We start from the raw sequence: 13,489 nt of genomic DNA, 5'->3' as shown, positions 1-13,489 counted from the left end.
CGCCGCCCACCGCAGAGCTTAGTTGCTCACGACCTTGATCTGCTCGACGTCCAGCTTCGATTCACCGAACATCTCCTTGTCGAACTCGCCGGTCAGCTCGACCGTGGTGTTGTGGTCGACCTTCACGCCCTGCGGGAAGCGGTCGGCGTCGATCTCGACGGTGATCTTGCCGCTGGCGTCGGTGAACTCGTAGTCCTCGTCGCCCTTGTGGCTGGTCAGCTTGCCTTTCAGGCGCACGTATTGGTCATCCTTGCCCTTGGCCAGCAAGTCTTTCGCCGTCATCAGCGGGGCGCCGGACGGGCCGGAGTAGCCGGAGACCGGCTTGACGTCGACAGCCGCTCCCGGAGGCGCATCGGCGATATTCTGTGCGGAGGCAATGCCTGACGCGGCGAGCAGTGCGGCGATGCAGGAAATCTGGATAGTGCGTTTCATGGTCGGTCCTTTGTCTGGTCAGTTGTAGTCGCCTGCACGTCCTTGGCAGGCACAGGCGCATTACAACGGCCGGACATTAAACCGATCTTAAGATGTCATCAGGCAGGCAGATCCAGCGTCACGCCCAGGCCACGGCCTTCGATCCCGGGCCCGAACGCCAGCGCGATGCCGTGCAGGTCGGCTATGCGCTTGACGATCGACAGTCCGAGCCCGCTGCCCTGCTGCCCCTGTCCCAGCACGCGGAAGAAACGCTCGGTCAGGCGCTGGCGGCTCTCGGCATCGACGCCGGGGCCGTCGTCGCGCACCACGATGCGCGCGTGGCCGGCGTGCTGCACGGCCGCGATCTCGATCCTGCTGCCGTCCGGGCAGTAGCGCAGCGCATTGTCGACCAGGTTGCGCAGCACGATCTCGAGCATCTGCGGATCGGCCTGCACCTCGTGCCCCTCGCAGCGAAGCGAAAGCAGGATGCCACGCGCGGCTGCCTCTTGCGCATGCATGGCGGCCACGCGCTCGAACAGCGGCGCCAGCAGGACCGGCTGGCGCACCAGCTGCTCGCGCGCCAGCGGATCCAGGCGCGCCAGGGTGAGCAGGCTGTCGACCAGCGCCGTCAGGCGCGCGATGTCCTGGCGCAGCTTCTGGAAGGGCGAGACAAGCTCGGGATGCTGGCGCTGCAGCAGCTGCACGTGCATGTGCAGGCCCGCCAGCGGCGTGCGCAGCTCATGGGCGGCGTCGGCGGTGAAGCGGCGCTCGGCCTGCAGGGCCGCGTCCAGCCGTCCGAGCACGCCGTTGAGCGCCTGCACGATCGGCAGCACCTCGCGCGCCTGGCCGGCGGTCGGCACCTGGGCCAGGTCGTCGGGCGTCTTGGCCGCGATGCTGGCGGCGGTGCGGCGCAAGGGTTTGAGGACGCGCCCGGTCAGGATCCAGCACACCAGCGCCAGCAGCAGCAAGAAGCCCAGCACGGGCAGCCACAGCGAATCGGCCAGTTCTTCCAGGATGTCATACCGTTTCTCCACCTGCTGGCCGACCTGCACCTCGAAGTTGCGGGCCTCGTCGCGCACCACGAACACGCGCCAGCGCTCGCCGTTCGCCTGGGCCTCCGCAAAGCCGTGATCGTCGTCGAAGTTGGAGACAAAAGGCCGCAGCGGCGCATCGCCGGTGCGCTGGATCACGCGGCCGTCGACCACGATCTGGTACTGCATGTCGACCTTGCGGCCATGCTCGCCGTCGGCGCCGCCCTGCGGCAGCAGGCCGCGCTCGTTCCAGTCGGTCGTCGCCGCCATGATCATGTAGCCCGACTCTTCCAGCGCGTCGTCGAACACCTCATTGGTTTCCTGCCAGGCGATCACGGTGACGATGCCCAGGCTCGCGAGCCACAGCACGGTGCTGGCGGCGACGATGACGGCCAGCAGGCGCCGTCGCAGCGACCACGGCGCATCCTTGCCGATTGCCTTACTCGCCATCGTTCTTCAACCGGTAGCCCAGGCCGCGCACGGTGACGATGCTGTCGCCGCCGAGCTTCTTGCGCAGGTTGTGGATGTAGACCTCGATCGCATTGCTTTCCACCTCGTCGCCCCAGCCGTACAGAGCTTCCTCGATCTGGGCGCGGGTGACGATGGAATTCTTCCGCAGCAGCAGCGCGTACAGCACGTTGTACTCGCGCGCGGTCAGCGCGACCGGCTGGCCGGCCAGGGTCGCCACCTTGGTGTCGAGATTCAGGGCGATATCGGCGTGGCGCAGCTCGTTGCTCACCTGGTTGGCGCCGCGCCGCACCGCGGCGCGGATGCGGGCCGACATCTCTTCGAGCTCGAAGGGCTTGACCAGGTAGTCGTCGGCGCCCAGGTCCAACCCCTCGACCCGGTCGGCCAGCGCATTGAAGGCGGTGATCAGGATGACCGGCACGCCGTTGCCGGCCTTGCGCAACCGGGCCAGCAGGTCGTCGCCGGACAGGCCCGGCAAGCCGCGGTCGAGCAGCACGCAGTCGTAATGGTGGGTCTTGAGGGCGGTGTCGGCAAAATCGCCGCGCTGGACCCAGTCCACCGCATGCTGGTCCAGGCGCAGCCAGGCCTGGATGGTTTCGCCAAGGGAGATATCGTCTTCGACCAACAGGATGCGCATGCGAGATTTTCGGCAACGAGGAAACGCCAGTATGGCGTAAACAGCTCGCCGCCGAGCATGCCGCGCGAAGATGAAGCGGATCTTAAGCCTTCTTCAGCGATCCCGGCTTGTGCGCCGCCTCGGCCCCGGTCTTGTCGCTTTCCACAAGGTATTCGGGGTTGTCCTTCGATGCCGCCACGTGATGGCTCTTGATGTCGGTCGGCGCGGTCAGCTTTTTCTTGACCTTGCCCGTGACCGTGCCTTGCGACGACTTCCATTGCACCTTGTCGCCCGCCTTGAATGCCTGCGTCATGCCCCACCTCCGAAGTGACTGGATGAAGCGGCATTTCACCATACATCCAAAGCCCGCACGCGACGCCAGCGGGACAAACCGGCGACAGGCCGCCGTACGGGCAAGATATTTTGATTCCGTAAAGACATGATTCTTAAGGCAAAAAATGTAGAATGCGCCGTCCGGCCCCCGTCGAGACGGGACGGCCATCTTCCTCCTTCACCTGGACCCACGAATGCAGAATGCTACCCCGCTGGTCACCAACGATGCCGTCGTCCTCGGCATGCTGGCCGTCATCCTTGGCGCCGTCTTCTGGAGCGCGTCGCACAAATCCGGTTTCTGGCACAAGTTCTATACCTACGTGCCGGCCCTGCTGCTGTGCTACCTGATCCCGGCGCTGCTCAACACCGCCGGCATCATCGACGGCAATGCCTCGGGCCTGTATCCGATGGCGCGCGACTACCTGCTGCCGACCGCGCTGATCCTGCTGTGCGTGGCGATCGACTTCGGCGCCGTGCTGCGGCTCGGCCCCAAGGCCGTCATCATGTTCCTGACCGGCACCGTTGGCGTGATGCTGGGCGCGATCGTGTCCTTCACGGCAATGGGCTTCATCCATCCCGAGACGGTGAGCGGCGACACCTGGCGCGGCATGACCACGGTGGCCGGTTCCTGGATCGGCGGCGGCGCCAACCAGGCCGCGATGAAGGAAGTGTTCGAGGTCGAAGCCACCCAGTTCGGCCAGTTCGTGGCGGTCGACGTGCTGGTCGCCAACGTCTGGATGGCCGTGCTGCTGTTCCTGGCCAGCCGCGCCCAGGCCTTCGACCGCTGGACCGGCGCCGACCTCTCGGCCATCAACGCGCTCAAGGAAAAGATCGAGCATTACCAGGCCGAGCACGCGCGCATCCCGACCCTGACCGACGTGATGGTGGTGCTGGCCGTGGGCCTGGGCGCGACCGGCCTGTCGCATGCGCTGACCGGCCCCACCGTCGCCTGGATCGCGAGCCTGCCGGCCGAATGGCGCCTGCAGGACTACAGCCTGACCTCGAGCTTCTTCTGGCTCGTGGTGTATGCCACCACCTTCGGCCTGCTGCTGAGCTTTACGCGGGCGCGCAAGCTGGAAGGCGCCGGCGCCTCGACCATCGGCTCGGCCATGCTGTACATCCTGGTGGCGACCATCGGCATGCACATGGACCTGAACGCCCTGCTCGACCGCCCATGGCTGTTCCTGCTGGGCCTGATCTGGATCGCGGTGCACGGCGGCCTGATGCTGCTGGTGGCCAAGCTGATCCGGGCGCCGCTGTTCTTCATGGCGGTCGGCTCGCAGGCCAATATCGGCGGCGCCGCCTCGGCGCCGGTGATCGCCAGCGCCTTCCACCCGGCGCTGGCCCCGGTCGGGGTGCTGCTGGCGGTGCTGGGCTACGCGCTGGGCACCTACTGCGCCTACATCACTGGCTTGCTGCTGCGCGCGCTGGCCACGTAAGACTGTCGCGCGCCCCGTCCAGGGGCGCGCTTTTCTTCCCTTATTGATCGATCATCTGGCGCATGCGCCGGCGCAGTTCGCGCTCGCGCTTCTCGTGCGCCGTCCAGTCCTCGCACACGGCGCGATAGAGCGAAACCAGCATCAGGATGATCACCAGCGAGAACGGCACCGCGAACACGATGGTGGCCGTCTGCAGCGCCTTCAGGCCGCCCGCCAGCAGCAGGCTGATCGCCATGCCGGCGATCAGGCCGCCCCACAGCAGCTTGGTCTTCGTGGACGGGTTCGGATTGCCGCCGCTGCTCATCATGCCCAGCACCAGCACCGCCGAGTCGCCCGAGGTGACGAAGAACACCAGCACCAGCACCGTGGCCACGGCCGACATGATCAAGCCCAGCGGCAGCGCGTCGAACATGGCGAACAGCGCGGTCGAGGTGTCGGCGCGCACCGCGTCCGAGATCGGGATCTGCTGCCAGATCTCCATGTGCAGCGCGGTGCCGCCGAAGATCGAGAACCACAGGAAGGCGGCCAGGGTCGGCGCCAGCATGGTGCCGATGATGAACTCGCGGATCGTGCGGCCACGCGAGACGCGCGCGATGAACAGGCCAACGAACGGCGACCACGAGATCCACCAGGCCCAGTAGAAGATGGTCCAGCTGCCGACCCAGTTGCTGTCGCGGAACGGCGTAGCGCGCAGGCTCATGCGCACGAATTCGGTCACGTAGCTGCCCAGGGTGCTGGTGAAGGTGTCGATGATCGCCACCGTCGGGCCGACCAGGAACACCACCAGCGCCAGGACGGCCGCCATGGTCATGTTGATGTTCGACAGAATCTTGACGCCGCGCGTCACGCCGCTGATCGCCGATCCCAGGAACAGGGCGGTCGCGACCAGGATGATGCCGATCTGCGAGACCTCGCTGATCGCGAGGCCGAACACGGTGTTCATGCCGCTGTTGATCTGCATGGCGCCAAGACCGAGCGATGCGGCCACGCCGAAGGCGGTGGCCACCACCGCCAGCCCGTTGAACAGGCCGCCCAGGCGCTTGACGATCGGCCACGGCAGGGCTCCGGTCGCGGTGCTGACCAGGGCGTCGCCGCCGCGCCGGTACTGGAAGAAGGCGATCGCCAGCGCCACCGCGCTGTAGACTGCCCACGGGTGGATGCCCCAGTGGAAGAAGGTGTAGCGCATCGCCACCCCCGCCGCTTCCGGCGTGGCGGACACGGTGCCCGGCGGCGCGTCGATGTAGTGCGAGATCGGCTCGGCCACGCCGAAGAACACCAGGCCGATGCCCATGCCGGCGGCGAACAGCATCGAGAACCAGCTGCCGATCGAGAACTCGGGCTCGTCGTCCTCGTCGCCCAGCTTGAGGTTGCCGTAACGGCTGAAGGCCATGAACAGGGCGAATGCCACCAGGCCCAGCACCACCCAGAGGTAGAACCAGCCGAAGTTGCGGGTCACGGATGCGAGGACGGTGTCGAACACCGCCCCCATGCTGTCAGGAGCGATCACGCCCCATAAAACGATGGCAAGGATAAAACCCGCCGAAAGTGCTGTCTGCATGTTTTCTCCCATGGACACCAACCTGCGTCGGAGTCTTATGTTTTAAATAATTTATCATTGTAAGTGATTTAATCACATGTACGTCGCTGCAGGACTTCTCGCGTCACCACGAATCTTATACTTTTTATATGAAAACGCATGTACCCTTGCGCGAGCTCAGACTGTTGTCATGAGTACACACAGTTCGCCATGAAAGACGGTTTGGCCGCATAATTGATCCGGTCTTGTAATGACGTCATGCGATGCCCGCTCCCGCTCTTTCCACCGCATCTCCCACGCCGCGCGCGCGTGGATTCGCCGCTCGCCGGTCGGGCGGCCGCGCGTGACTCGCGCCTGTACGAGGTAATGGACCTGATGCTCGATTCGGTCGGCGACCCGCTGGCCTTGGGCAGCCTGGCCGCCTCGGCCAGCTATTCGAGCTACCACTTCGACCGCATCTTCCGCGAACTCACCGGCTTTTCGGCGGTGGAGTACCAGCGCAAGCGCCGCCTGCGCCGCGCCGCCCACCTGTTGCGCCACGAGCCGGACGTGCCGGTCGGGCGCATCGCCCAGGATTGCGGCTTTCCGTCCAACGCGGCCTTTGCCAAGGCCTTCCGCCAGCAGTTCGCGATGTCGGCCAAGGAATGGCGCGAAGGCGGCTGGCGCGCCTACATGGACGCCCAGGTGGGGCGCGAGAGCGACGTCAGTTTCTTCGTGGCTGAACCGGACAACCTGGCGGCGCTGCAGGCGCCCTACTGCCCGCCCGAACCCGGCAGCGTCGCCGCCCGCGTCACGGTGCGCAGCCTGCCCGGCATCAAGCTGCGCTACCAGCGCTTCTTCGGCCAGTCGGGCGCCGCGCTGTCGCTGGCGTGCAACGCCTTCATCTGCGAACGCGAACGCTCCAGCCTGGCGAGCGGCGCGTCCTGGTATGGGGTATTCGACGAGGATCCCGGATTCACGGGCGAGCGCGAATACTGTTACGACTTCGGCTTCGCCGCCCATGCGCCGGACGACGACCCGGCGCTTGGAATGCGGGTGCTGCCGGCCGGTAGCTACGCCTGCCTCGACTTCGATGGCGAATGGCCGCGCTTTCGGGCGATGTACGAGGACTGGCTCGAGCGCCAGGCCGTATGGCGGCTGGACGCCACCCGCCCGCACATCCAGAAGGTCGAACGCGACGGCGCCGGGCGCTGGCGCGGCTGGCTGGCCCTGCCGGTCAAGAAGCGTTAGAACCTATTCCGGCGCGATCCGCATGAAGCGGCTCAGCACCAGCACCGGCACGCTGGCCAGCAGCACCCACAGGAAGAAGTCGCGGTAGCCCAGCGCCTGCTGGATGTCGCCGCTGATCGTGCGGAACAGCACGAAGCCCAGCTGCATGAAGCCGGTGCCCAGCGCGTAGTGGGCCGCCTGGTAGCGGCCGCTGGCCACGACCTGCATGATGAACAGGATCACGCCGACGAAGCCGAAGCCGTAGCCGAACATCTCGATCCCCAGCAGGCCCACGATCAGCGGCATCGATTCGGGCTGGGCATGGCTCAGGTACCAGAAGGCGGCGTTGGGCAGGTTCATCGCCAGGATCAGGATCGGCAGCGCGCGCTTGAGGCTCAACCAGGCGGTGAAATAACCACCGGCGATGCTGCCCACCAAAAAGGCGGCGGTACCGACGGTGCCGTAGGCCCAGCCCACTTCGGCGGTGGTGAGCCCCAAGCCGCCGACCTCGCGCGCGTCGCGCAGGAACAGCGGGCCGATCGACTGGATCTGCCCTTCGCCGGCGCGGAACAGGATGATGAACAGGATCGCCAGCCAGATGCCCGGTTTGGCGAAGAAGGTCTTGATCACGTCCAGCAGCGTGTCCCTGATGGCGCCGAGACTGCGCGCCGCGCCGCCCACCTTCGGCGTGGCCGGCAGCGCACGCACGTGGTACAGCCCGAGCAGCGCCATCAGCCCGCCCAGCAGCAGGAATACCGTGGTCCAGGCGGCCTCGACGCCGAAGCGCTGTTCCAGCGCCCCGGCCAGGATCAGTAATCCACCGAGGGAGATGAACTTGGCCGCGTTGAAGAAGGCCCCCTGCCAGCCGGCATACGCGGCCTGCTCGCGCGCATCGAGGCTGGCGATATAGATGCCGTCGGCGACGATGTCGTGGGTGCTGGAGGCCAGCGAGACGATCGCCAGCAGCGCGATGCACAGGGCAAACCACATCGGCAGCTGCAGCGCCAGCGCCACCAGCGCCAGGCAGGCGCCGCCGATCAGCTGGCAGGCGACCACCGCCAGGCGCCGGCTGGGGGCGAGTTCCATGAACGGGCTCCACAGCGCCTTGAAGGCCCAGGCCAGGCCCAATAAACCGGTCCAGCGCGCGATCTGGTCGTTCGGCACGCCCATGCTCTTGAGCATCTGGCCCGCCACCAGGGCCACCGCGTAGAACGGCAGGCCCTGGGCCAGGTACAGGGTCGGGACCCAGGACAGCGGATGGCGGCGTTCGATCTTGGCGACGGGAGCGTCGTTCATCGCGGTCATGGCAATTCCAGGTTCAGGGTGACGATGCGGCTGGCGCGTCCACGGGTGTCGACGCTGGCCAGCTTCACGATGCGGCTGCCGGCCAGCAGCACTGGCGCCGTGTAGCGCGGGCTGTGGGCGCCGGGATCGCTGCCATCCAGAGTGTAATGCACGGCCAGGCCCGGCAGGGCGATATTCGCATGCAGCCGGCCCTCCTCGACCACCGCGCCGGGCGGCGGCAGGCGGTAGGCCCAGGGCTGCGGCTGGCGGTCCAGGCGCGGCAGCTCGCGCTGGCCGAGGCGGTTGGCGAATTCGTTCCAGTCGGCGGCCAGTTCATCGGGGTTCTTCCAGCCCGGATCCGCGCTCCAGGCCCGTTCGGCCAGGCCGATCAGGCGCGGCAGCGCCAGGTACTCGACCCGCTCGCGCGAACGTGCATTTTCTCCCCACAACTGCCCCTGCAAGCCCTTGATGCGCCCGCGGCCCGCCGGGTCGAGCGGCGCCAGCGCCGCCATTCGTTCCGGCGCGGGCGCGCGGCCCATCGCATCGTGCGCGGGCAGCAGCGGCGCGTCGAGCGGTACCATGCCGAACGGCTCGCGCGTATCGACGAAGCCGGCCCAGTAATAGCCCGGTTCCTGCGGATGCTTGGCGTAGGCGAAGTCGAAGTACAGGCTGGCGGCGCTGGACAGCACCACCTCATGGCCGGCATTGGCCAGGCGATTGGCGCAGTCCTCCTGGCCGGAGCCCCAGCCGTTGTTCCAGACGTAGACGTCTTCGCCCTGCCCCGCGCCGTTCGACGCCAACGCGGTCTCTTCCCAGCCGCTGAAGGCAATGCCGTGACGCGCCAGGATCGCGCGGCAGCGCGCCTGGAAGTCGTCGCGCAACTGGCGCGCCTCCAGCCAGCCGTGCTCGCGCATGCGCGCCTGGCAGGCGGGCGAGCCTAGCCAGGCGCCGACCGGCACCTCGTCGCCGCCGGTGTGCAGCACGCGCAAGGGCACGCCGGCTTGCCGGTACAGCGCCGCGACTTCGGCGACCACGGTGTCGATGAAGCGGTCGACCGAAGGCAGTGCGATGCACATCACATTGTCGTGCCATAGCTGCACCGATTCGTAGCTTGATGCATCGAGCGGATCGCTGAGCAGGTATTCCTCGGCGCCCGCGATATCGCCCGCCGCGCTCAGGCGCGCATGGCGCACCCGCATCGCCTCGACCGCCGCGCGCGCATGGCCCGGCATATTGAATTCGGGGATCACCTCGATGTGCAGGCGCTGCGCGTGGCGCAGGATGGTCACGAATTGCTCGGCCGTATAGAAACCGCTGCCGGCGGGAGAACGCGTGTCGGCGCCGGACCCGAACGACGGCGGCAGGCAGGGCGGCTCACCCGGCGCGGGGACGCCGCGCCGGGCGCCGACCTCGGTCAGCTCGGGCAGCGCGGCGATGGCCAGGCGCCAGCCTTCGTCGTCGGTCAGGTGGAAGTGGAAGCGATTGAGCTTATAGCTCGCCATGCAGTCGAGCAGGCGCAGCACCGTGTCGACGCTGGAGAAGTGGCGCGCCACGTCGAGCATCATGCCGCGGTAGGCGAAGCGCGGCGTATCCAGGACCTTCCCGCATGGCAGCGTGCCATCCTGCGCCAGGAGCTGGGCCAGGCTTTGCAGGCCGTTGGACACGCCGTGCGCGTCGGCGCCACGTACCAGCACGCGTTCGGGCGCGATCTCCAGCCGGTAGGCTTCGGCTTCCATCGCGGGATCGGTCTCGAGCAAGATGCGGGCATCGCCCTCTCCCTCGGGCAGTGTGGCCAGGAGCGAGCGCAGGAATGCCGATTCGTTGTCGAGTTCCGCGCCGCTGTCGATGGGGGTCGAGCGTCGGAGCGCGCAGCTGCGGGCATCGAAACGCGCCATGCGCGGACGCGGGGTGATGCGGCCGACCATGTCATCTTCCAGCAGCGACAGCGCCGCATTCTGCTCGAATCGCCAGGCCGCGTCGGCCGTCGGCAGCAGGTCTCCCTGCATGCGGTGGCGCTGTTCCGGCCGTGCGAAGGGCGCGATCTCGGGGTCGCCCAGGTCGAAGGCATTGCCGGCCCCGTCCAGCAGGTAGAAGCCCAGCGGCGCATCGGTGATGCTGATCGCCCAGTGCAGGGATTCGTACTCGACGACATACTCCTGCCCCGGAAGCCAGGCGTCGCCGCGCGGCATGCGCAGGCTGAACAGATCGCCATTCAGGTGGGCGGACTGGAAACCGGCGCTGACGGTCTCGGGCAGGATCTTGCGGCAGGTATTGAAGCACAGGGTCCAGCCGGACGCGATGGCGTCCCGGCCAATATTGCGCAGCGTGAGCCGCGCCGTGAACGCGTCGTCGCGCGTGAAGTTGGAGAGGCATTCCCAGGCGATCGCGATCGCCGGGCCGCCGTCTGGTCGGTACGTCATGGGATTGATTCCAGATTGGGGAGGCGCGCGCGGCGCCTCCCCTGGGTGACTTACAGCTTGCCGCGCAGGCCGAGGTAGAAGGTGCGGCCGTTCGAGTAGAAGGCGCGCGGCCGGTCCTCGTTTTCGGCGTACATCTTGATGGTCTCGTTGGTGAGGTTCAGCGCATCGAAGGTCAGCGTGAGCTTGTCCGTCAGCTTGACGTTGACCGAGGCCGCCAGCGACGGCATGTCGTCCACGTGCTGGCTGGCGCCGCGGTCCACCCCTGCCTTGTACTTGGAACGCCAGTTGTAGGCCAGGCGCGCCGAGAAGCGTTCGTTCTCGAAGTAGCCGGTCACGTTATAGGTGTTCTTCGACGAGTTGAGCAGCTCGCCGCCATCGTCCAGTTCACCGTCGGCATAGGTGTAGTTGACCAGCATGCCGAAGTTGTCCAGGAAGGGCTGCTGCCAGCTCAGCTCCACGCCGCGGTTACGGCCGCTGGTGTTGTAGGGCGACGTGATCAGGTAGTCGGTGAAGGTTTCGCGCTTGTTGTTGTAATAGCTGCCGGTCGCCGTGCCCTGGGCCACGATCGAGCGCAGGTCCATGTAGAACAGGCCGGCCGACAGCAGCGCCTTCGGCGCGTAGTACCACTCGGCGCCGATGTCGAAGTTGGTCGAGCGCACCGGGTCGAGATTGACGTTGCCGCCGCTGCCGCTCAGGGCGTCGTCGTTGAGCGAGACCGAGCCGCCCAGCGCGCTGTAGTCGGGCCGCGCGATGGTCTTGGCCAGCGCGGTGCGCAGGGTCAGGTCGGGCGTCACGTTGTACTTCAGGTTGGCGCTCGGCAGGTAGTCGCGGTAGGTGCGCTCGAAGGTGGTCGGGGTGTAGGGACCGAAGGCCGACCCAAGGATCGGTGTCGGGCCGCCCGGCAGGTTGACCACCGTGCGCTGGCGCGTCTCGATCGCGCGCAGCCCGATATTGCCGCTCCAGCCATCGCCGCCAAAATCGACCATGCCGTACAGCGCCGTCGTCTTCTCGGCCACCTCGAATTCGTTCATCCAGTTATGGCGCAGCACGTAGTCGAGCAGGCGGTTGCCGGGGATCGCGCCCCAGGCGCCGAGCGCCGCGCCATCGTACTTGAAGTAAGGGATGCCGCTGTAGCCGCCGATGTCGCTGCCGAAATCGCTCGGATACATCTGGCCGCTCCAGGCCGGCTGCGGATTGGTGAAGCCGACCGGGCCCGGACGGGTTTCGAGCGGATGCTCGGCGGTGCGCTTGTGGTCGGTCCAGCGCGCGCCGAAGCGGAATGACTGGAAGGTCGGATTGTCCAGGCGCAGCTCGCCGTCGAGCTGGGCGTATTCTTCCTTGTCCACCGACTGCGATTCGCCGCCGCCGGCCCAGGCGGTCGAGCCGGGCACGGCGGTGTTGCCGCCGGGGTAGCTGACCGAGGCTGGGGAGAGGCCGTTCAGGGCGTAGACCATGCCGCCATCGACGTTGTTCTGGTAATAGACGTCGTCGCGGTCCCAGCCCACGCCGTGGGTCTTGCCGACCTTGCCCGACAGGCTGAAGCGCTCGCTGACGCGCCACTTGCCGTTGAAGTCGAGATACCACGATTCGCCGCCCGCATCCGGACGGTAGATATTGTCGACCTCGCCCGCATTGCGGGTGAATTCGGCCCCCACCAGGGTGCCGTTGCGCACCACCGGATTGATCGGGATCAGGCCCAGGCTGTTGATCGAGTTGGCCGGCGCCGCCAGCGAGTTGGTGTTCTGGTGCGGCGCTTCCAGTTTCGAATAGAAGCCGTTCAGGTCCAGGGTCAGGTCGCGGTTCGGACGCACCTCGATGTCGAAGGCGCCGCCTTCGCGTTTCTTGGTCTGCTCGAACAGGGCGGCGCCGATAAAGGTCGGCACCACCACGCCGGCCAGCGCCGGGTTGGCGATGGCCGCCGCGCTGGTCGCGCTGATCGGGGTGTAGCCCAGGATTTCCTGGCCGTCGCGGCGCACGCTGGCTTTTTCGGAAAAGCCCTGGATCAGGATGCCGGCGGTATTGCTGGCGTTCTTCCAGCTCACCAGGCCCGACAGATGGGGCTCGGTCTTGCCCGACAGGTCGTTGTAGTTGGCCTGCACCGAACCCTCGACCGTCAGCTGCTGCTTGAAGTCGAGCGGACGGCGCGTGATGACGTTGATGGCGCCCGAGACGCCGCCTTCAACCAGGTCGGCGGTGGGGCTTTTCTGGACCACGATCGAGCCGACCAGCTCGGACGGCAGCAGCGAGAAACTGCTGGAGCGGCCGACGTTGCCGCCGATCTGGTTCAACACGAACCAGTCGCCGGTGCTGATCGCGTGGCCGTTGAACAGCGTCTGCTGCAGGCTGGGGCTGGTGCCGCGCAGGCTGACGCGGTCGTTCTCGCCGAAGCCGCCCTCGCCGCCGGCGGACGATTGCGTGTTCACGCCCGGCAGGCGCTGGATGGCGTCGGCCACGTTTTTATCGGGCATCTTGCCGATGTCTTCGGCGGTCACGACCTCGACCACGGCGTCGGCGTTGCGCTTCTGGCGCAGCGACTGTTCGAGGGCGGCGCGCACGCCGGTCACCACCACCGTCTGCGGCCCCGCGATGGGCGCCTCTTGCGCCTGCGCCTGTCCCATCGACATTGCCACCCCCGCCACCGCCGCCGCGATCGCGGTGCGCTGGTACTGCCGTGCCTTCAACTCGTTCATGTGCCTCTCCAAAACCAGGTTGGTTGTTCTACACACCCTTGCGGTCGCGAC

At 67.0% G+C, this 13,489-nt stretch carries 10 protein-coding genes; 2 read left to right on the top strand and 8 right to left on the bottom strand.

The features are described from left to right. Window positions 1–18 precede the first annotated feature (18 nt). The 4 genes from J3U95_RS03770 to J3U95_RS03755 form a co-directional block, all read right to left on the bottom strand. Window positions 19–432, bottom strand: a complete 414-nt coding sequence (locus J3U95_RS03770; protein WP_208277321.1) for a YgiW/YdeI family stress tolerance OB fold protein — start codon at window positions 430–432, stop codon at window positions 19–21. A gap of 98 nt (window positions 433–530) precedes the next feature. Further along, window positions 531–1,892 (bottom strand): ATP-binding protein, encoded by a 1,362-nt coding sequence (locus tag J3U95_RS03765; protein WP_208277320.1) that lies wholly within the window; start codon window positions 1,890–1,892, stop codon window positions 531–533. Next, on the bottom strand, window positions 1,882–2,547 hold the full coding sequence (locus J3U95_RS03760) for a response regulator (RefSeq protein WP_208277319.1): 666 nt from the start codon (window positions 2,545–2,547) through the stop codon (window positions 1,882–1,884). The genes J3U95_RS03765 and J3U95_RS03760 overlap by 11 nt, the downstream gene beginning before the upstream one ends. Window positions 2,548–2,629: 82 nt before the next feature. After that, complete coding sequence (locus tag J3U95_RS03755; RefSeq protein ID WP_109345229.1) at window positions 2,630–2,839, bottom strand: hypervirulence associated TUDOR domain-containing protein; 210 nt, start codon at window positions 2,837–2,839, stop codon at window positions 2,630–2,632. A gap of 214 nt (window positions 2,840–3,053) precedes the next feature. On the opposite strand from J3U95_RS03755, the gene J3U95_RS03750 reads away from it, so the two are divergent. Beyond that, window positions 3,054–4,298 (top strand): DUF819 family protein, encoded by a 1,245-nt coding sequence (locus tag J3U95_RS03750; RefSeq protein ID WP_208277318.1) that lies wholly within the window; start codon window positions 3,054–3,056, stop codon window positions 4,296–4,298. 40 nt (window positions 4,299–4,338) lie between these two features. Here J3U95_RS03750 and J3U95_RS03745 read toward each other — a convergent pair whose 3' ends face one another. Next, complete coding sequence (locus J3U95_RS03745) at window positions 4,339–5,856, bottom strand: BCCT family transporter (protein WP_208277317.1); 1,518 nt, start codon at window positions 5,854–5,856, stop codon at window positions 4,339–4,341. Between the two features lie 288 nt (window positions 5,857–6,144). Between J3U95_RS03745 and J3U95_RS03740 the strand changes: the two genes are divergently transcribed. Continuing rightward, window positions 6,145–7,065, top strand: coding sequence for an AraC family transcriptional regulator (locus J3U95_RS03740; RefSeq protein WP_229446567.1), 921 nt, complete (start codon window positions 6,145–6,147; stop codon window positions 7,063–7,065). A gap of 3 nt (window positions 7,066–7,068) precedes the next feature. Here J3U95_RS03740 and J3U95_RS03735 read toward each other — a convergent pair whose 3' ends face one another. The 3 genes from J3U95_RS03735 to J3U95_RS03725 are packed head-to-tail and all read right to left on the bottom strand — an operon-like array spanning window position 7,069 to window position 13,438. Next, the gene (locus tag J3U95_RS03735; protein WP_208277315.1) at window positions 7,069–8,349 is read right to left on the bottom strand and encodes an MFS transporter; all 1,281 of its coding nucleotides are present in this window, start codon (window positions 8,347–8,349) and stop codon (window positions 7,069–7,071) included. Beyond that, complete coding sequence (locus J3U95_RS03730; RefSeq protein WP_208277314.1) at window positions 8,346–10,748, bottom strand: family 20 glycosylhydrolase; 2,403 nt, start codon at window positions 10,746–10,748, stop codon at window positions 8,346–8,348. The genes J3U95_RS03735 and J3U95_RS03730 overlap by 4 nt, the downstream gene beginning before the upstream one ends. A 50-nt stretch (window positions 10,749–10,798) precedes the next feature. Then, window positions 10,799–13,438, bottom strand: a complete 2,640-nt coding sequence (locus tag J3U95_RS03725; protein ID WP_208277313.1) for a TonB-dependent receptor — start codon at window positions 13,436–13,438, stop codon at window positions 10,799–10,801. Between the last annotated feature and the right edge of the window lie 51 nt (window positions 13,439–13,489).

The sequence above is a fragment of the Massilia oculi genome (assembly GCF_017582745.1).
GTDB lineage: Bacteria > Pseudomonadota > Gammaproteobacteria > Burkholderiales > Burkholderiaceae_D > Telluria > Telluria oculi_A.
Note: the sequence above shows the minus strand (reverse complement) of the source record. Positions and strands in the feature narration are given on the sequence as shown.